The organism is Pseudomonas protegens CHA0 (assembly GCF_000397205.1).
In the GTDB taxonomy this organism is placed as follows: Bacteria; Pseudomonadota; Gammaproteobacteria; order Pseudomonadales; family Pseudomonadaceae; genus Aquipseudomonas; species Aquipseudomonas protegens.
In genome coordinates this window covers 5,275,946-5,295,534 of record NC_021237.1, presented here as the reverse complement: position 1 = coordinate 5,295,534, position 19,589 = coordinate 5,275,946, and the positions used below count along the sequence as shown (strand labels likewise).

At 63.8% G+C, this 19,589-nt stretch carries 16 protein-coding genes; 8 read left to right on the top strand and 8 right to left on the bottom strand.

The window, feature by feature from the left end; all coding sequences use genetic code 11:
• Positions 1-96: 96 nt before the first annotated feature.
• The 8 genes from PFLCHA0_RS23485 to gap all read right to left on the bottom strand — a co-directional run bounded on the left by PFLCHA0_RS23485 (position 97) and on the right by gap (position 9,566).
• Positions 97-2,241, bottom strand: a complete 2,145-nt coding sequence (locus PFLCHA0_RS23485) for a methyl-accepting chemotaxis protein (RefSeq protein WP_041752505.1) — start codon at positions 2,239-2,241, stop codon at positions 97-99.
• Between the two features lie 186 nt (positions 2,242-2,427).
• A complete protein-coding gene (locus PFLCHA0_RS23480; RefSeq protein WP_011062883.1) occupies positions 2,428-2,829 on the bottom strand; it encodes a YbaN family protein in 402 nt (133 codons plus the stop codon).
• 117 nt (positions 2,830-2,946) lie between these two features.
• Positions 2,947-3,555, bottom strand: a complete 609-nt coding sequence (locus tag PFLCHA0_RS23475) for a biliverdin-producing heme oxygenase (RefSeq protein WP_011062882.1) — start codon at positions 3,553-3,555, stop codon at positions 2,947-2,949.
• A 112-nt stretch (positions 3,556-3,667) separates the two neighbouring features.
• Positions 3,668-6,286 (bottom strand): TonB-dependent receptor, encoded by a 2,619-nt coding sequence (locus tag PFLCHA0_RS23470; protein WP_015636745.1) that lies wholly within the window; start codon positions 6,284-6,286, stop codon positions 3,668-3,670.
• 121 nt (positions 6,287-6,407) lie between these two features.
• Positions 6,408-7,376, bottom strand: a complete 969-nt coding sequence (locus tag PFLCHA0_RS23465) for a FecR family protein (protein WP_011062880.1) — start codon at positions 7,374-7,376, stop codon at positions 6,408-6,410.
• A 113-nt stretch (positions 7,377-7,489) separates the two neighbouring features.
• On the bottom strand, positions 7,490-8,008 hold the full coding sequence (locus PFLCHA0_RS23460; protein ID WP_011062879.1) for an RNA polymerase sigma factor: 519 nt from the start codon (positions 8,006-8,008) through the stop codon (positions 7,490-7,492).
• Positions 8,009-8,081: 73 nt separating this feature from the next.
• Positions 8,082-8,546, bottom strand: coding sequence for a methylglyoxal synthase (locus PFLCHA0_RS23455; protein WP_011062878.1), 465 nt, complete (start codon positions 8,544-8,546; stop codon positions 8,082-8,084).
• 15 nt (positions 8,547-8,561) lie between these two features.
• Positions 8,562-9,566: a type I glyceraldehyde-3-phosphate dehydrogenase gene (gap, locus tag PFLCHA0_RS23450; RefSeq protein ID WP_011062877.1), complete on the bottom strand. Its 1,005-nt coding sequence runs from the start codon at positions 9,564-9,566 to the stop codon at positions 8,562-8,564.
• A 223-nt stretch (positions 9,567-9,789) separates the two neighbouring features.
• Here gap and edd point away from each other — a divergent pair, with 223 nt between their 5' ends.
• The 8 genes from edd to PFLCHA0_RS23410 all read left to right on the top strand — a co-directional run bounded on the left by edd (position 9,790) and on the right by PFLCHA0_RS23410 (position 19,587).
• Complete coding sequence (gene edd, locus PFLCHA0_RS23445) at positions 9,790-11,616, top strand: phosphogluconate dehydratase (protein ID WP_011062876.1); 1,827 nt, start codon at positions 9,790-9,792, stop codon at positions 11,614-11,616.
• Positions 11,613-12,569, top strand: a complete 957-nt coding sequence (locus PFLCHA0_RS23440; RefSeq protein WP_011062875.1) for a glucokinase — start codon at positions 11,613-11,615, stop codon at positions 12,567-12,569. Before edd ends, PFLCHA0_RS23440 begins: the two co-directional genes overlap by 4 nt.
• Positions 12,570-12,638: 69 nt before the next feature.
• Positions 12,639-13,370 carry a response regulator gene (locus PFLCHA0_RS23435; RefSeq protein WP_015636744.1) on the top strand — a complete coding sequence of 244 codons (732 nt, stop codon included), beginning with the start codon at positions 12,639-12,641 and terminating at the stop codon, positions 13,368-13,370.
• Positions 13,360-14,829 carry an ATP-binding protein gene (locus PFLCHA0_RS23430; RefSeq protein WP_019094564.1) on the top strand — a complete coding sequence of 490 codons (1,470 nt, stop codon included), beginning with the start codon at positions 13,360-13,362 and terminating at the stop codon, positions 14,827-14,829. Before PFLCHA0_RS23435 ends, PFLCHA0_RS23430 begins: the two co-directional genes overlap by 11 nt.
• A gap of 222 nt (positions 14,830-15,051) precedes the next feature.
• A complete protein-coding gene (locus PFLCHA0_RS23425; protein WP_015636742.1) occupies positions 15,052-16,311 on the top strand; it encodes a D-mannose isomerase in 1,260 nt (419 codons plus the stop codon).
• 116 nt (positions 16,312-16,427) lie between these two features.
• Positions 16,428-17,720, top strand: coding sequence for an ABC transporter substrate-binding protein (locus PFLCHA0_RS23420; protein ID WP_011062871.1), 1,293 nt, complete (start codon positions 16,428-16,430; stop codon positions 17,718-17,720).
• 120 nt (positions 17,721-17,840) lie between these two features.
• Entirely contained in the window at positions 17,841-18,749 is a 909-nt protein-coding gene (locus PFLCHA0_RS23415; RefSeq protein ID WP_011062870.1) for a carbohydrate ABC transporter permease, read from the top strand.
• The gene (locus PFLCHA0_RS23410; RefSeq protein WP_011062869.1) at positions 18,742-19,587 is read left to right on the top strand and encodes a carbohydrate ABC transporter permease; all 846 of its coding nucleotides are present in this window, start codon (positions 18,742-18,744) and stop codon (positions 19,585-19,587) included. The genes PFLCHA0_RS23415 and PFLCHA0_RS23410 overlap by 8 nt, the downstream gene beginning before the upstream one ends.
• Positions 19,588-19,589: the final 2 nt, after the last annotated feature.

Genomic DNA, 19,589 nt, shown 5'->3' with positions numbered 1-19,589 from the left:
CCCACTCCGCGGATCAGGGGAGGGCATTGCACCCTGAAACTGCCGCGGCTGTCGATCACCCCTGGTCATCGGCCGCGGCTGGCGCCGGAGCAGCGCTTACACCCGGAACTGATCCATGAGTTTCATTTGTTGGGTGGCCAGGGCATTGAGCTGGCTGCTGACCTGGGCCGACTCACTGGCCTGTTCGGTGAGGGTTTCGGTCACGGTGCGAATCGCCGAGACGTTGCGGTTGACCTCTTCGGCCACCGCGCTCTGCTGCTCGGCAGCGCTGGCGATCTGCAGGTTCATGTCGCTGATCACAGTGACCGCGTCGCTGATCTTGCCCAGGGCCTGGACTGCCTGCTGGATCTGCCCGGCATTGTTCTGCGCCTGGCTCTGGCTGGCGTGCATGGTGGTCACCACATCCCGGGTGCCGCTCTGGATGCGTTCGATCACCACGCGAATTTCCTCCACCGAGTCTTGGGTGCGCTTGGCCAGGTTGCGCACTTCATCGGCCACCACGGCGAAACCGCGACCGCTTTCCCCGGCGCGAGCCGCTTCGATGGCGGCGTTGAGGGCCAGCAGGTTGGTCTGCTCGGCAATACTGCGGATCACTTCCAGCACCGACCCTATCTGTTCGCTGCTCACCGCCAGGGCTTCGACTTCCCCCACCGCCTTGCTCACCTCGTCGGCCAGCAGGCTGATGTCCCGGGTGCTGCGCTCGATGATGGTCATGCCTTCCTTGGCCGACTGGTCTGCGCCACGGGCGGCCTGGGCGGCATTGGAGGCACTGTTGGCAACATCGTGGGCAGTGGCGCTCATTTCGTTGGAGGCGGTGGCCACTTGATCGATTTCGCGGAACTGCACCTGCATGCCTTCACTGGTCTGGCGGGCGATCTCCGAAGACTGGTCGGCGGTGCCCCGGGCTTCGGTGATGCTCTGCTTGATCTGGGCGATGGTCGGTTGCAGCTTGTCGAGGAAGCGGTTGAACCAGCCCACCAGTTCGCCGAGTTCGTCTTTCTTGCTGTAGTCCAGGCGCTGGGTCAGGTCGCCGTCGCCGCTGGCGATGGCCTTGAGCATCTGCGCCACGCTGTTGATCGGGCGGGTCACGCCCGAGGCACTGAGCCAGATCAGCAGCAGGCCCAGCAGGCCGGCGCCGACGGCCACCAGTACGGTTTTCACTGTGCCGCTGGTCTGGGCCTCATCCAGCAGGCCTTGCAGTTTTACCGAGTCTGCCAGCAGCACTTGTTGCGGCAGGTCGATGGTGACGCCCCAGGGCTTGGCATCGGCAATCGGGCTGAAGGGGTAGACCGCGCGGATCAGTTCACCCTGTTGCAGGACCTTGTTCTGGTTGCCGGCGAGCAGCGGGAGGATATCCTTGCCCTGGGCGCCGAGGGTTTCGTTGATGTTCTTGCCGACCTGGCTGGCATCGGCGCCCACGGCCGCCAGCAAGCCGCTGCCGGCGACGATCATCATGTGCCCGGCACCGTTGAACAGAAAGCGCTGGGATTCGCCGGCCGCGGCCTGCAGGGAGTCCAGGGCGATGTCGACGCCAATCACCCCGATGACCTTGCCGTCCACCAGCAAGGGCTGGGAGATGGTGGTCATCAGCACCTGTTTCTTGTCCTCGCCGATGGTGTCGGCGTAGGGGTCCAGCAGGCAGGTACGGCGGCTGTCGCGGGGGCAGGTGTACCAGACGTTATAGGGGGTGCCGCTGAGGTTGAGGGTGGTCTTGGTCAGGTCGTCTTCCACCATCACGGTGTTCAACTGCTGGCCCCCGGATCGGCTCCAGTAGGTGGCGAAGCGCCCGCGTTCGTTGGAAGCACGGGCTGCGTCATTGAGAAATTCGCTGTCCTTGCCATCCAGGGCGTTGGGTTCGTAGGCCAGCCAGATGCCGAGCACTTTGGGATTGCGCTCGAAGGCGGTCTTCAGGCTGTGGTTGAGCTCTTCGCGCAGTGCCGCAGCTTCCAGGCCGCGCTTGCTCGCCATGTCACGCAGGTCGCGTACCTGGTCCGCCAGGGCGGTGATCACCAGGTTGCTTTCACCGAAGGTCTTCTGCACCCGTACTGCCTGGTCGGCGGCCTTTGCCTGCAGCAACTCTTCGACCCCGGCGGTGAGCATCCGCGTACTGGAGGTGTTGACCAGTTGGTTGTTCTGCTGGCTCTGGTACAGGTTCATGCCGACGATCAGCGCCACTACGCCCAACAGGCACAGTCCGGACAACAGCACTATTTTCAGACGAATGGAGAGAGAGTCGAACATGGGGGCGATCTCGCGAAAGGACGGATGGAAAGCACGGAATCGGATGACTCCGGTCGCCAAGTCCATTCAGCGCTATGCCCGGAACATCGGCTCGGGCGGCCTTTGCGTGAGGGGCTGCCGACGAACGGTCATGTCCTTGACATATATGGCCTCGGGGGCAAGGGCATAGCTGCCAGCGGGCGCAGGTCAGGAGGCCTGCGGCAGGGCTTCGGGGCGTGACCAGATCCACAGGTTGCCCAGGGTCATGCCGGCAATGGCGGCATACATCGTCCAGTGATGGTTGAGCAGGGTCAGCATCAGCCCGGCACACAGCAGCATGCTGACCGTGGCGCTGACCTTGGCCTTGCGGCTGACGATCCGGCCGTTGCGCCAGTTGCAGAGGATAGGCCCGAACAGGCGATGGTTCTCCATCCAGGCGCTTAGCCGTGGCGAGCTCTTGGTGGCGGCCCAGGCAGCCAGCAGGATGAACTCGGTGGTCGGCAGGCCGGGTACGACGATGGCGATCAGGCCGATGGCCAGGCTGACATAGGCCAGCGCGCCAAACAGCAGGCGGGAAATCTTCGACGAGGAGGGGCGAGTGGGGGTCATGGTTTCGATGATGAGGTAACGCGTCGTACGGCTCAATCCGCGAATGCCGCCGGCCGACAAAATACCGCTGCGGGCAGGGGCACGCCTTGGCGCGCCACCTGCCCGCAACTACGCGGGTCAGGCCGGTTGTGCGGCGCCGGAGTAAGCCTGTTCCAGCAGCACGGTGAAGCGGTTGAAGGCATCCAGGGCACCTTTTTCCGCCGCGGCTTCTTCTTCGGCGGTGAACTCCAGGCCGTCGAGGATGCGGGTGAAGGTTTTCCAGCCTTCGGCGCGGCCACCGGCCGGTTCGCCCAGGTGACGGGCACCGAAGGTTTCGCTCAGGCCCAGGCCCACGGCGCGCTTGATCAGGAACGCGGCACCCAGCTTGGAACCCTCGGAGACGAAGATCCAGCCCAGGGCTTCGGCCTGGCTCGGGTTGCTGACGGCACCGGCCACTGGCGCAGGAACCTCGGTTTCCAGGTCGGCCAGGTCAGCCTTGGCAGCTTCGGCGCGGCAGCGCTCGGCCAGGTCCGGGACGATCTTGTTCAGTTCGGCATCGTTGTACAGGTCCACCAGTTCCGACTGGAACAGGTACTGGGCCACCACGAAACGGGCGAATGCACCTTGGGTTTCGAAGGGCGCATGGGCCTTGACCAGGGCGTCGAGCTTGGAATGCGGCTCGTGGGTGATCTGGTTCAGGCGTTGGGAGCGCAGGTGGTGACGCTGGGAGGAATCCTGGGAGGTCATGCAGATGTCCTTGAGAATGAGAGGCACTTAGTGACTAGACGAACAAGAAGACGCGACACAGTAAAAAATCCTCACTGCCCTGGATGAAAAAGGGCAGTGAGGTGTCCAGGCGTCAGATATCCCACACCAGGTTGACCGAGAAGTTGCGGCCTGGCTGGGTCAGGCGGTCGAGGTTGGCGGGTGCGGTCTGGCCGGCTTCGCCGACGCTGTCGTAGCCGCGCACGTCGTCCCAGTTCCAGTATTTCTTGTCGGTCAGGTTGTACAGGCCGGCGTTCACGGTCAGGTCGTCAGTGACCTTGTAGAAGCCGCTGAGGTCGAGGATGCCGTAGCCCGGTGTCTTGAACTGGCCGCTGGTGGTGCGGCCATCCGGGGCCTTGAAGGTACTGTTGTCGACCCGGTCCTTGCGTTTGACCAGGGTCCAGCTCAGCAGCGCGCCATAGTTGTCCTGGTCGTAGCCGAGACCAAACACGCCCTTGAGCGGGTTGACGCTGTTGATCGGTTCGCCGTTGTCATTGTTGCGACCGTAGGCGTAGGCCAGCGAGCCGATGCTGTACAGGCCCTGTGGTGCACCGAAGGCATCGAGGTTGAGACGGCCCCTGGCTTCGGCGCCCTTGATGGTGGCGTGTTTGATGTTGTTGCTCTGGATCACCGATTGCAGCGCGCCGGCGGTGATGGCGTCTTCGTTGATGAAGTCGCGGTACTGGTTGTAGAACACCGAGACATCGAAGGAGCCGGCGTCGAAATTACCTCGCAGGCCGGTTTCGTAACCTTTGCTGGTTTCCGGCTTGAGGTTGGAGTTGGGCTCGACGATGTACCCGGTGGTGATGTTTTCAAAGCGGCCGTAGAGCGCCTTGGCCGACGGCGTGCGGAAGCCCTCGGAGTACTGGCCATAGGCCGTGTAGTGCTCGTCGAAGCTGTAGGTCAGGCCGAACTTGGGCGAAACCCGATGCCAGGTCTTCTTGTCGTCGCTGACCGGAAAGTTGCCGGTGGGGTTGGCGACATTGAGGAACTCCTGGGTCAGCTTGGGCTTGAGTTGGGTGTAGTCATAGCGCAGGCCCGGAGTGAAGGTCCAGGCGTTCCAGCTGATCTGGTCCTGGACGAACAGGCTGTAGGTGTTGATGGTCGGGTCCGGGAAGTCGCTGGACTTCTTCACGCTGTCACCGGCAGAAGGGCTCGGCGCGCCAATCGCGGTACAGCCGGCACCGACGGCCAGGCAACTGGCGGTGCCATAGCGCGAGCCCGTGACCTTCTGCTGCTTGAGAGTGGTGCCGTAGGTCAACTGGTGATCGGTTTCACCCAGGGCGAAGGCCTTGTCCAGCTGAGCGTCGAACACCCATTGTTTTTCCTGGTACAGGGTTTTCCGCTCACGCTGCACGTCACGCGCCACCGGGCTGAAGATCGACACCGGGTTGTAGCGCTCGGAGGTGGTCTGGTCGGTCTTGGCGATCTGGTAGTTCAGGCTCCACTTGATCTGGTCGGCGATCGGCGAGTTCAGGGCAAAGCTGTTTTCCAGGCCGAAGCGTTCGCGGGTGATGGTGTCGTTGCCGACGCGCGAGCGATACCAGTTCTGGCCAACGCCATTGAGGAACAGGCCGCCCACCGCACTTTTCTGATTGGTGTCGCGGTCGTCCTTGTACTTTTCGTAGGTCAGGCCCAGGCGTGCGTCGTCCGCATAGTTCCAGCCGAGCTTGGCCAGTACGTTGGTGGTCCGGGCGTCTTCCGGGTTGGCGGCAGTGCGGTTCAGGCCGGTGCCGTTGTTGCTGCCATAGGACTCGGTCTCGTGGCCGTCACGCTGGCTCAGGTGCAACAAACCGTCGAATTCGCCGACCCGCCCGGCGAAGGTGCCGGATTTCAGCCAGCTTTCGTCCGCCGAGCTGTAGCCGGTCTTCAGGCGCGCGCCAAAATCCTCGCCGGGCTTGATGATGTCGTCGGCGTCCAGAGTGTAATAACTGACGGCGCCTCCGATGGCGCTGCTGCCGTAGAGCACCGAGGCCGGGCCACGCAGGATTTCCACGCGCTTGACGATTTCCGGGTCGACGTAGTTACGGTTGGTCTTGGCATAAGGGCCGCTAAAGAAGTGATCCGGCACTTCCACGCCGTCCACCTGGGTGAGGATCCGGTCGCTGTCGATACCACGGATGTTGTAGCCGCTGATACCGGCACGCTGGCCTGCACCGCCGACTGAAACACCAGGCTCATAACGCACCAGTTCCTTGATCGTGTTGACGTTCTGGCGGTCGAGTTCTTCCCGGGTGTGCACGCTCACGGTGCTGGGTACCGAGTTGATGTCCTGCTCCTGACGGGTGGCGCTGATGGTCACCTGCTGCAGGTTCACCACATTGGCTGCGCTGCGCTTTTCCAGAACGATGTTGTTGTTGCCCAGCTTGCGGTAGCTCAGGTTGGTGCCGCTGAGCAGCCGATCCAGGGCCTTTTCCGGTGGCAGCGAACCGCGCACGCCCGGGGAGGACACCCCGCTGCCCAGCTCCGCCGGCAGGCCCACTTGCCAGCCGGTGACCGCAGTAAAGGCGTTGAGCGCCGATACCAGCGGCTGCTGGGGGATAGCGAAGTTGTAGTTGCCCATGCGCTGGCTGGAGGATGCCGGGGCATCGGCGGCCATCACGGGGGCAGCGTGGGCGCCGGCCAGCAGGATGGCTGCGGTCAGCAGTGACAGGGTGCAGTTTTGCAGGCGGGCACAGGGAACAGGGGATCGGCTGTTGAGGCGAGGGGACATCGAGAGCGCTCCGGGTCGCACGAAACTTTTATAGGTGCAGATACGCATTCAAAATGCGAATCAGTTGCATTGGCTATAACGAGACGTACGACCCGTAGAGATCGCGTAAAAATAATTGTTCTCAGTTGAGAATCACTAGTGCCGGGAACTCGGAAAGCCGTGCCGAAGTGATGTGGGCCAGGGAACGCACCACGTCCAGAGGCTGATCCAGGCGGTAGTTGCCGGTTACCGCGACCTTTGCCAGGTGTTCGTTGTTGTTGACGATCCAGCCCGGGTAATAGCGCCGCAGTTCGGCCAGGACCTGGCTCAGGGGGCAGTTCTCGAACACCAGGCGGCCCTGGACCCAGGCCAGTTCCTTGTCGGCGTCGAGCCTGGCCGGCTGGTCGAAGCCCTGGGGCCCGACCCGCACGCTTTCCCCGGCGCGCAGGCGCAGGCGCTGGTCGGCGTGGGTGGCGCGCAGGTCGATGTCACCGCGCTGCACCTGGACTTGGGCCACGCCGTCCAAGTAGCGCACGGCAAAGGTGGTGTCGCGCACGCTGGCCTTGACCGGGCCGGCGTCCAGTTCCAGGGGCAGGCCGCGATTGCCGGGGATCTCGAAGAAGGCTTCGCCCTGGTACAGCCGGGCCACGCGCTGGTGATCGTTGATGTCGCTGGAAAAGGCCGAGTTGGTGTTGAGCAGCACCTTGGAACCGTCTTCGAGCTGCAGGCGCTGGCGCTCGCCGACCTGGGTCAGGTGGTCGGCCTGCAGGCGCAGCGGCAGGTTGCTGAAGCTGAATAATCCGAGCAGCAGCACCGCGGCGGTGGCCAGGGGTTTCCAGTGGGGGCGCAGGCGCGCCAGGCGCGAGACTTTCGGTGGCGCTGCCAGGGTCAGGGCGCATTGCGCCACTTGCGGGCCATTCCAGATCGCCTGGGCCTTTTCGAAGGCCTGGGCGTTGAGCGGTGAAGCCGCCAGCCACTGATGAAACTGGCGCACTTGTTCCTCGTTCGGATGTTCCAGCTCGATCAGCCAATCCAGTGCCTGATCCATGGCCAGGGTGCTTGAGTGCGGGCCGGCAGGGGTGGGCGGCTCGGCGCTGTGAAAATCCGTCACGGGTGTTCCTCGGCTGCGTCTGTGCGCGGCTGTTTTTTCAAGAGAGAGCGAAAGCCGGCCAAGGTTAACAAAGGCTCGGGGCTGCCGCAGTCATTCTGCTCAGCGGTTGAGACTCACTGGCCGTCGAGACGTTCGGCGACGCCGATGCAGATGGCCATGATCAGTTTCAATTCCTTTTGCACCGTGCTCAGTGAAACCCCGAGCTCGTCGGCGATCTCCTGGTAACTGTGGCCGTGCAGGCGGCTGAGGATGAAGATCTGCTGCTGGCGCGGGCTGAGCTGGCCGAGGCTGAGGTTCAGGCGTTCCAGCATCTGCTCGGCGTGGGCCGCGTCTTCGGCACTGCTGACGGGCGCGGCGACATTCTCCACCACCTCCGGCGGTACGTCTTCGAGCAGGGTGCGGCCCTGGATGCGCCGGGCCCGCAGGTGATCCAGGGCGAGGTTGCGCGCGGTCTGGAAGACAAAGGGTTCAAGGTGCGTGATCGGCCGCTCGCTCAGGGCCCGGGTCACGCGCAGGTAGGTTTCCTGCAGCAGGTCTTCGGCGGTGCTGTGGTTGTTGACCATCCGCTCCAGCGTTCGCAGCAGAGAAATGCGTTGGGTGAGGAAGACGTGGTTGAAGTGCGATTGACTCACAGCAAGGCCTGATCCATTTTTTCAGCAGATGATAATGATTGTCATCTACGTCAATGGTCAAGCCTTGCGTGAATTATCCTCGGCCGGCCAGGTAGGCCTGATAGTCGGGAATCCGGTGCTCATGGGCCTGGTTCATCAGCGGGCTGCTGAGCAGGTAGTCGGCGCTGCACTCGTTGCAGGCCACCGGAATGTTCCATACCGCCGCTACCCTCAACAGGGCCTTGATGTCCGGATCATGGGGCTGGGGTTCAAAGGGGTCCCAGAAGAACACCAGCAGGTCGACCCGTTGCTCGGCAATCTGCGCCCCCAGTTGCTGATCGCCGCCCAGGGGGCCGCTGATCATGCTTTCCACCGGCAGCCCCAGGTGCTTGCTCAGCAACAGGCCGGTGGTACCGGTGGCAACCAGCTCGTGCTCGGCCAGGCGCGCCTTCTGCCGCCCGGCCCACTCCAGCAGGAACGCCTTGCAGTGGTCATGAGCGACCAGGGCGATGCGCTTGCGCGCGGCCATGGTCTTGTGGGTGAAACTGATACCGATCATCGACGAATATCCGTTTTATTCCGCGTTGCACAGGGCCAGGCAGTTATCCAGCATGCGGTTGGAGAAACCCCACTCGTTGTCGTACCAGGCCAGCACCTTGAGCAACCGGCCACCGCTGACCTTGGTGTGGTTGGCGTCGAAGATCGACGACAGCGGATTGTGGTTGAAGTCGCTGGAGACCAGCGGCAGGGTGTTGTAGCCGAGGATCGTCGAGTGCTGGCTGGCGCTCTTGAGCAACGCATTGACCTCTTCGGCGGTGGTGTCGCGCTTGAGGGTCACCGTCAGGTCCACCAGGGACACGTTGATCACCGGTACTCGCACGGCCATGCCGGTCAGCTTGCCAGCCAGCTCCGGCAGCACCAGGCCCACCGCTTCGGCAGCGCCGGTCTTGCTCGGGATCATGTTCTGGGTGGCCGAACGGGCGCGATAGGGGTCGCTGTGGTAGACGTCGGTGAGGTTCTGGTCGTTGGTGTAGGCGTGGATGGTGGTCATCAGGCCGTTGTCGATGCCCAGCTCGCGGTGCAGTACCTGGGCCACTGGCGCCAGGCAGTTGGTGGTGCACGAGGCGTTGGAGATGATCTGGTGCGACTGGCGCAGGATGTCGTGGTTGACCCCGTAGACCACGGTGGCGTCGGCGCCCTTGGCCGGGGCCGAGATGATAACCTTGCGGGCACCGGCGGTCAGATGGGCGGCAGCCTTGGCGCGGTCGGTGAACAGGCCGGTGCATTCGAACACCACGTCGATCTTCTCCGCGGCCCAGGGCAGTTCGGCCGGGTTGCGGATGGCGCTGACGGCAATCCGATCGCCATTCACGGTGAGGCTTTCCTGATCGTGTTCGACTTGGGCGTCGAAAGTACCGTGCACGGTGTCGTATTTCAGCAGGTGGGCATTGATAGCGCTGTCTCCGAGATCGTTGATAGCGACGATCTGCAGATCCTGGCGATAGCCTTGGGTATAAAGTGCGCGCAGGACGTTACGGCCGATACGGCCAAAACCATTGATTGCGATTCGAAGAGTCATGTGCAAACGCCTGTCGTTGAATTTGTTGTTGGAATTACAAGATTATTCGCATAGAAATAGAAAACAAGCCTTTTTAGTGGCAATATTTTGTCTTATCTACAACGAGTGACCTGAATCAACTGGTCCAAATGGTCAGAAACATCCTCCGCTGTCCCTGAGCGGTGGCGCGTCTGATCAGCATAGACAAACAGGTCGCCACATCCGTTAGCCTGGAGTTCTACACATGCATCCCCGCGTTCTTGAGGTCACCGAACGGCTTATCGCCCGTAGTCGCGCCACTCGCCAGGCCTATCTCGCGCTGATCCGCGATGCCGCCAGCGATGGCCCGCAGCGGGGCAAGCTGCAATGTGCGAACTTCGCCCACGGCGTGGCCGGTTGTGGCACCGACGACAAGCACAACCTGCGGATGATGAATGCGGCCAACGTGGCAATTGTTTCGTCATATAACGACATGTTGTCGGCGCACCAGCCTTACGAGGTGTTCCCCGAGCAGATCAAGCGCGCCCTGCGCGAGATCGGCTCGGTGGGCCAGTTCGCCGGCGGCACCCCGGCCATGTGCGATGGCGTGACCCAGGGCGAGGCCGGTATGGAACTGAGCCTGCCGAGCCGTGAAGTGATCGCCCTGTCTACGGCGGTGGCCCTCTCTCACAACATGTTCGATGCCGCGCTGATGCTGGGGATCTGCGACAAGATTGTCCCGGGGTTGATGATGGGCGCCCTGCGCTTCGGTCACCTGCCGACCATCTTCGTTCCGGGCGGGCCCATGGTCTCGGGCATTTCCAACAAGCAGAAAGCCGACGTGCGCCAGCGTTACGCCGAAGGCAAGGCCAGCCGCGAGGAACTGCTGGAGTCGGAAATGAAGTCCTACCACAGCCCCGGCACCTGCACCTTCTACGGCACCGCCAACACCAACCAGTTGCTGATGGAAGTCATGGGCCTGCACCTGCCGGGCGCCTCTTTCGTCAACCCCAATACGCCGCTGCGCGACGCCCTGACCCATGAGGCGGCGCAGCAGGTCACGCGCCTGACCAAGCAGAGCGGGGCCTTCATGCCGATTGGCGAGATCGTCGACGAGCGCGTGCTGGTCAACTCCATCGTTGCCCTGCACGCCACGGGCGGCTCCACCAACCACACCCTGCACATGCCGGCCATCGCCCAGGCGGCGGGCATCCAGCTGACCTGGCAGGACATGGCCGACCTCTCCGAGGTGGTGCCGACCCTGTCCCACGTCTATCCAAACGGCAAGGCCGATATCAACCACTTCCAGGCGGCGGGCGGCATGTCGTTCCTGATCCGCGAGCTGCTGGAAGCCGGCCTGCTCCACGAAGACGTCAATACCGTGGCCGGCCGCGGCCTGAGCCGCTATACCCAGGAACCCTTCCTGGACAACGGCAAGCTGGTGTGGCGCGACGGCCCGATCGAAAGCCTGGACGAAAACATCCTGCGCCCGGTGGCCCGGGCGTTCTCTGCGGAGGGCGGCTTGCGGGTCATGGAAGGCAACCTCGGTCGCGGCGTGATGAAGGTTTCCGCCGTGGCCCCGGAGCACCAGATCGTCGAGGCCCCGGCCGTGGTGTTCCAGGACCAGCAGGACCTGGCCGATGCCTTCAAGGCCGGCCTGCTGGAGAAGGACTTCGTCGCGGTGATGCGCTTCCAGGGCCCGCGCTCCAACGGCATGCCCGAGCTGCACAAGATGACCCCGTTCCTCGGGGTGCTGCAGGACCGCGGCTTCAAGGTGGCGCTGGTCACCGACGGGCGCATGTCCGGCGCTTCGGGCAAGATTCCGGCAGCGATCCATGTCAGCCCCGAAGCCCAGGTGGGTGGCGCGCTGGCCCGGGTGCTGGACGGCGATATCATCCGCGTGGATGGCGTCAAGGGCACCCTGGAGCTTAAGGTAGACGCCGCAGAATTCGCCGCCCGGGAGCCGGCCAAGGGCCTGCTGGGCAACAACGTTGGCACCGGCCGCGAACTCTTCGCCTTCATGCGCATGGCCTTCAGCTCGGCAGAGCAGGGCGCCAGCGCCTTTACCTCTGCCCTGGAGACGCTCAAGTGAAACTGGCCCTGGTCGGTGATATCGGTGGCACCAACGCGCGCTTCGCGTTGTGGAAAGACCAACAACTGGAGGCGATCGAAGTCCACGCCACCGCGGACTACAGCTGCCCGGAAGACGCCATCAAGGCCTACCTGCGGGACCAGGGGCTGGCCCTGGGTGCCATAGGTTCGGTGTGCCTGTCGGTGGCCGGCCCGGTCAGCGGCGATGAGTTTCGCTTCACCAACAACCACTGGCGCCTGAGCCGCCAGGCTTTCTGCCAGGCGTTGCAGGTGGACCAACTGCTGTTGGTCAACGACTTCTCGGCCATGGCCCTGGGCATGACCCGCCTGCAGCCGGATGAATTTCGCGTGGTCTGCGAAGGCGTTGCCGAACCCTTGCGCCCGGCCGTGGTAATCGGCCCGGGCACGGGCCTCGGGGTGGGCACCCTGCTGAACTTCGGCGACGGTCGTTACATGGCCTTGCCGGGAGAGGGCGGGCATGTCGACCTGCCCTTGAGCAGTGCGCGGGAAACCCAGCTCTGGCAGCACATTCACGACGAGATCGGCCATGTCAGCGCCGAGACTGCCTTGAGCGGTGGCGGCCTGCCCCGGGTGTACCGGGCGATCTGCGCGGTGGACGGCCATGAGCCGCGGCTCGAGACTCCGGAGGCCATCACCGCGGCCGGCCTGGCCGGCGACCCGATCGCCCGGGAAGTGCTGGAGCAGTTCAGCTGCTGGCTGGGCCGGGTGGCGGGCAACAACGTGCTGACCACCGGGGGGCGTGGCGGGGTGTACATCGTCGGTGGGGTGATTCCGCGCTTTGCCGATTTCTTCATCCACAGCGGCTTTGCCAAGAGCTTTGCCGACAAGGGTTGCATGAGCGATTACTTCAAGGGCATCCCGGTGTGGCTGGTGACCGCGCCCTATTCCGGGCTCACCGGTGCCGGCGTGGCCCTGGAGCAGGCCCAGGGCTGACGCCGCCCTGGCAGGCGACCCGGCATCAGGCATAATCGCGCACCCTGCCTAACAATAAGGACGGCCCCGGTGAGTTCAGTCAGTAAGTCGATTTTGTTGGTTGACGACGATCAGGAAATTCGCGAGCTGCTGGAAACCTATCTCAGCCGCTGCGGCTTCCAGGTGCGCAGCACCGCCGACGGGGCCGGCTTTCGCCTGGCCCTCAACGAGGCGCCCAGCGACCTGGTGATCCTCGATGTGATGCTGCCGGACGAAGACGGCTTCAGCCTGTGCCGCTGGATCCGCCAGCATCCCAAGCGCAGCCAGGTGCCGATCATCATGCTGACCGCCAGCTCCGACGAGGCCGACCGGGTCATCGGCCTGGAGCTGGGCGCCGACGACTACCTGGGCAAGCCTTTCAGCCCCCGGGAGCTGCAGGCGCGGATCAAGGCCCTGCTGCGGCGCGTGCAGTTCACCCAGGAGCGGGTTGTCGGCGAGGTGCTGTGCTTCGACGAATGGCGCCTGGATGTGATCAGCCACCGGCTGTTCCACAACGATGGCGAGGAGGTGATTCTCTCCGGCGCCGACTTCGCTCTGCTCAAGCTGTTTCTCGACCATCCCCAGGAAATCCTCGATCGCGACACCATCGGCAATGCCACCCGCGGGCGTGACCTGATGCCCCTGGATCGCATCGTCGACATGGCGGTGAGCCGCCTGCGCCAGCGTCTGCGTGACACCGAAAAGCCGCCGCGGCTGATTCGCACCGTGCGCGGCAGTGGCTATCAATTGGCAGCCAATGTGGTTGCCGGCAATGGCCACTGAGGCATTGCGCAAAGTGCTGCGGCGCCTGCCGGTGCCCCGTTCCCTGCTGGGGCGGATGCTGCTTTTGACCCTGCTGGCGGTGCTGTTCGCCCAGGCGCTGTCCAGCGTGATCTGGGTTTCCCAGCTGCGCGCCACCCAGCTCGAAGGGCTGGTGACCAGCGCCCGCAGCCTGGCCCACTCGATGACCGCCAGCGTCAGTTACCTGCGTTCGTTGCCGGTGGCGTACCGGCCCCTGGTGCTGGACCAGTTGCGCAGCATGGGCGGTACGCGGTTTGTCGTGACCCTGAACGACAAGCCCCTGGGCATGCAGGTGCTGCCCGCCACCCCGCGCAAAGAAGCGGTGTTGCAAGCCGTGGAGCAGGTGTTGCGCCAGTCCCTGGGCAATGACGCGGATATCTCCGTGACCTTCGTCAGCCCCGATGACCTGCGGATCTTCAATGGCGGCCTCAAGCTCGACGAATTGCCGCGCTCCTGGGCCCATTACGCCCTGACCCTGGAACCGGTAAACCCGCCGGTGCTGGTGACCCAGATCCAGATGGCGCCGGGAGAGTGGCTGTACATCGCCTCGCTGTTGCCCGAGCCCTATACCAGCCTGGAAGAACAGGGCCTGCCGGCACAGCAGGTGTGGTTCATCCTGCTCACCAGCGGTTTTCTGCTGTTGTTCATCGGCCTGTTGGTGCATTGGCAGAGCCGGCCCCTCAAGCGCCTGGCCCGGGCGGCGCGGGACATGTCCCTGGGGGCCGACGTCGAGCCGGTAGCGGAGGGCGGCGGCAGTGAAGTGGTGGAGGTGGGCCGGGCCTTCAACAGCATGCGCGAGCGCATCAGCCGCTACCTGACCGAGCGCAGCCAGCTGTTCAGCGCCATCTCCCATGACCTGCGCACCCCCATCACCCGCTTGCGCCTGCGGGTGGAATTGCTGGAGGACGAGCAACTGCAGGCCAAGTTCGGGCGCGACCTGGATGAACTGGAGTTGCTGGTCAAGGGCGCGCTGCAGTGCGTCAAGGACACCGACATCCACGAGAACATCGAGCCGGTGGACCTCAATCAGGTACTCGACTGCCTGGTAGAGCCTTATCTGGCACCCAACGGCAATGGCCGCGTGACCCAACAGGGCCGGGCCCTGGCCAGCTACCCGGGCAAGCCCCTGGCGCTCAAGCGCTGCATGGGCAACCTGATCGACAATGCCCTGAAGTACGGACAGAACGCTCACCTGCACATCGAAGACGACGACAGCGGCTTTGTCCTGCATGTCGACGACGAAGGCCCCGGCGTACCGGAGCAGCGCCTGGAGCAAGTCTTCGAGCCGCACTTCCGTCTTGCTGGCCAGCAGCAGGGCTACGGCCTGGGCCTGGGGATTGCCCGCAACATCGCCCACAGCCATGGCGGCGAAGTCAGCCTGCAGAACCTGCGCGAAGGCGGCCTGCGCGTAACCCTTTACCTGCCCCGGACCTTCGACTGACCTGCCTGCCGTTGTAAGCGCTGGCTTGTGTCGGAGCTGGCTTGCCAGCGAAGGCGTCCTCAAGGGCACCACAGGGCTCAAGGGCCTCTTCGCCGGCAAGCCGGCTCCTATGGGGGAGTGCAATGTCACGGTTTGGTGACATTGCGCTGGTCCTTTGTTACCTGCGGTCGCAGGCGGCTTGATTAGACTCAAGCCTTCGATAAAAACAACAACAGGTCACCCATGGACGCTCTCTCCCTGCCATTCAGCAGTTGGCTGAATGCCCCTGCACATCAGGCCTGGCTCGCCGCCGAAGGCCTGCGCCTGCTGGATTTTGCCAAGGCCTCACGGCTTCCTGCGGGCTTTGGCAACCTCGATGAACAGGGCCGCCTGCCCAGCGGCGCCCAGGCCGAAACCATGAACACCGCGCGCATGACCCACAGCTTCGCCATGGCCCATATCCAGGGCCTGCCGGGTTATGCCGCTCTGGTGGACCACGGCATCGCCGCCCTCGGCGGGCCCTTGCGTGATGCCGAGCACGGCGGCTGGTTCGCCGTGGCCGGGCAGGCCGACGGCAACAGCACCAAGGCCGCCTACCTGCATGCCTTTGTCGCTCTGGCGGCCAGCTCCGCGGTGGTGGCCCAACGTCCCGGCGCCGAGCGTTTGCTGGAGGAGGCCATCGCCATCATCGACCGGCATTTCTGGAGCGAGGAGGAGGGTGCGCTGCGCGAGTCTTTCAACTGCGACTGGAGTCAGCCGGAAGCCTATCGCGGTGCCAACAGCAACATGCACGCCACCGAGGCGTTCCTGGCCCTGGCCGATGTCACCCAGGACTCACGCTGGCTGACCCGCGCCCTGCGGATCGTCGAGCGGGTGATCCACACTCAGGCGGCGGCCAACGACTTCATGGTGATCGAGCATTTCGACCTCGCCTGGCAACCACTTCGTGACTACAACCGGGCCTTTCCCGCCGACGGTTTCCGGCCCTTTGGCACCACCCCGGGACACGGCTTCGAATGGGCGCGGCTGTTGCTGCACCTGGAGGCTTCGCGGGTGAAGGCCGGCATGCTGACCCCCGGCTGGCTGGTGCAGGACGCGCAGAAGCTGTTCGAAAGCAACTGCCGCCATGGCTGGAGCGTCGATGGCGCCCCGGGCATGGTCTACACCCTGGACTGGGACCACCAGCCAGTGGTGCGCGAGCGCCTGCACTGGACCCACGCCGAGGCCAGCGCCGCCGCCAGCGCCTTGCTCAAACGCACCGGCCAGGCCCAGTACGAGGCCTGGTACCGCTGTTTCTGGGAATTCTGCGAGGCCCATTTCATCGACCGCAGGCACGGTAGCTGGCACCACGAACTGGGCCCGGACAACCAGCCGTCAGCCCGGATCTGGGGCGGCAAGCCGGACCTCTATCACGCCTGGCAGGCGGTGCTGATCCCGCGCCTGCCGTTGGCCCCGAGCATGGCTTCTGCATTGGCCCAGGTGTCTGTTCCGGGCCTTGTGTAACCATGTGGTGACATTTCCCCATCGCTTCGTTACTCGAATGATCGACTAGGCTGTTTAGACTCGTTTGCAGCGCAAGCACCAGACTTGCATGCATAACAACAAGAAAGGTACTTCAAATGAATGCGATTTCTCGCCTCGCCACTGTCATTTCCCTTGCCTCTCTGTTTCCCCTGAGTGCCCTCGCCGCCGACTCCAAAGGTTCCGTGGAAGTCGTCCACTGGTGGACTTCGGGTGGTGAAAAAGCTGCCGTCGATGTGCTCAAGGCCCAAGTGGAAAAAGACGGTTTCACCTGGAAGGACGGCGCCGTGGCCGGCGGTGGCGGTTCCACTGCCATGACCGTGCTCAAAAGCCGCGCCGTGGCCGGCAACCCGCCGGGTGTGGCGCAGATCAAGGGCCCGGACATCCAGGAATGGGGCAGCACCGGCCTGCTCAGCACCGATACCCTCAAGGACGTGGCCAAGGCCGAGAACTGGGACGGCCTGCTGTCGCCCAAGGTGGCCAATACCGTCAAGTACGAAGGTGACTACGTGGCGGTGCCGGTGAACATCCACCGGGTCAACTGGCTGTGGATCAACCCTGCCGTGTTCAAGAAAGCCGGGATCGACAAGGCCCCGACCACCCTCGAAGAATTCTATGCCGCCGGCGACAAGCTCAAGGCCGCCGGCTTCATCGCCCTGGCCCACGGCGGCCAGCCGTGGCAGGACAGCACCGTGTTCGAAGACGTGGTGCTCTCGGTCATGGGCCCGGAGGGCTACAAGAAAGCCCTGGTGGACCTGGACCAGAAAACCCTCTCCGGCCCGGAAATGGCCAAGGCCTTCACCGAGCTGAAGAAAATCACCGGCTACATGGACCCCAACCGTGCCGGGCGTGACTGGAACATTGCCGCAGCCGACGTGATCGGCGGCAAGGCCGGCATGCAGATGATGGGCGACTGGGCCAAGAGCGAGTGGACCGCGGCCAAGAAGGTCGCCGGCAAGGACTACCAGTGCGTACCGTTCCCGGGTACCGACAAGGCCTTCACCTACAACATCGACTCCCTGGCGGTGTTCAAGCTCAAGGCCGACCGCAAGGGCGATATCGCTGCCCAGCAGGACCTGGCCAAGGTCGCCCTGGGCAAGGACTTCCAGAAAGTCTTCAGTATCAACAAGGGTTCGATCCCGGTGCGTACCGACATGCTCAACGACATGAGCGCCGAGGGCTTCGACTCCTGCGCCCAGGCGTCGGCCAAGGACTTCCTGGCAGACGAGAAGACCGGCGGCCTGCAGCCGAGCATGGCGCACAACATGGCCACTTCCCTGGCGGTGCAGGGCGCGATCTTCGACGTGGTGACCAACTTCATGAACGACAAGGATGCGGACCCGGCCAAGGCCAGTGCGCAGCTGGCTTCGGCGGTCAAGGCCGCGCAGTAATCCTTGAACCCCGCCGCCGGTACGCCGGCGGCTCACCCGTGACTGTCGCCGCCCTGCCTGTGCCCCGGCCCATGCAGCGACGGTGTGCAGCCCGGATTCACTCCTGACTGGGTTATTCCGATGAGCTCTGTGGCGGTTTTCAGCAAAGCCTCACCGTTAGATGCATTGCAGCGCTGGCTACCCAAGCTGGTGCTGGCACCGAGCATGGTGATCGTGCTGGTGGGTTTCTACGGCTACATCATCTGGACGTTCATTCTGTCCTTTACCAATTCCAGCTTCATGCCGAGCTACAAGTGGGTCGGCCTGCAGCAATACCTGCGCTTGATGGACAACGACCGCTGGTGGGTGGCGAGCAAGAACCTCGCGGTCTTCGGCGGCATGTTCATCGCCATCAGCCTGGTGCTGGGAGTGTTCCTCGCGGTGCTGCTGGACCAGCGCATCCGCAAGGAAGGCTTTATCCGCACCGTGTACCTGTACCCCATGGCGCTGTCGATGATCGTCACCGGTACCGCCTGGAAGTGGTTGCTCAACCCCGGCCTGGGCCTGGACAAGATGCTTCGCGACTGGGGCTGGGAAGGCTTTCGCCTGGACTGGCTGGTGGATCAGGACCGGGTGGTGTACTGCCTGGTGATCGCCGCGGTGTGGCAGGCCTCGGGCTTTGTCATGGCGATGTTCCTCGCCGGCCTGCGGGGTGTCGACCAGTCGATCATCCGCGCCGCCCAGGTGGACGGTGCGAGCCTGCCGACCATCTACCTGAAGATTGTCCTGCCGAGCCTGCGGCCGGTGTTCTTCAGTGCCTTCATGATCCTCGCCCACATCGCCATCAAGAGCTTCGACCTGGTGGCGGCGATGACCGCGGGCGGGCCGGGCTATTCCTCCGACCTGCCGGCGATGTTCATGTATTCCTTCACCTTCAGCCGCGGCCAGATGGGCATAGGTTCGGCCAGCGCCATGCTGATGCTGGGCGCCGTGCTGACCATCCTTGTGCCGTACCTGTATTCCGAACTGCGGGGCAAGCGCCATGACTGACTCCCTTGGCAAACCGACCCTGAACTTCAGCCGGATCGCCATCTACGCCACCCTGCTGCTGGCGGCGGCGGTGTACCTGATACCGCTGGTGGTGATGCTGCTCACCAGCTTCAAGACCCCGGAGGATATTCGCACCGGCAACCTTTTGAGCTGGCCACAGGTGGTGGACGGCATCGGCTGGATCAAGGCCTGGGACACTGTCGGTGGCTACTTCTGGAACTCGGTGAAGATCACCGTGCCGGCGGTGCTGATCTCTACCTTCATCGGTGCAATGAACGGCTACGTGCTGTCGATGTGGCGCTTTCGCGGCTCCCAGCTGTTCTTCGGCCTGCTGCTGTTCGGCTGCTTCCTGCCGTTCCAGACGGTGCTGCTGCCGGCTTCGTTCACCCTGGGCAAGTTCGGCCTGGCCAACACCACCACCGGCCTGGTGCTGGTGCACGTGGTCTACGGGCTGGCCTTCACCACTTTGTTCTTTCGCAACTACTACGTGAGCGTGCCGGATGCGCTGGTCAAGGCTGCGCGCCTGGACGGTGCCGGGTTCTTCACCATCTTCGGCAAGATCCTGCTGCCGATGTCGGTGCCGATCATCATGGTCTGCCTGATCTGGCAGTTCACCCAGATCTGGAACGATTTCCTCTTCGGCGTGGTGTTCGCCAGTGGCGACGCGCAACCGATCACCGTGGCCCTGAACAACCTGGTCAACACCAGCACCGGGGCCAAGGAATACAACGTTGATATGGCAGCGGCGATGATCGCCGGGCTGCCGACACTGCTGGTCTACATCTTCGCCGGCAAGTATTTCCTGCGCGGGCTGACGTCCGGCGCGGTCAAGGGGTAAGG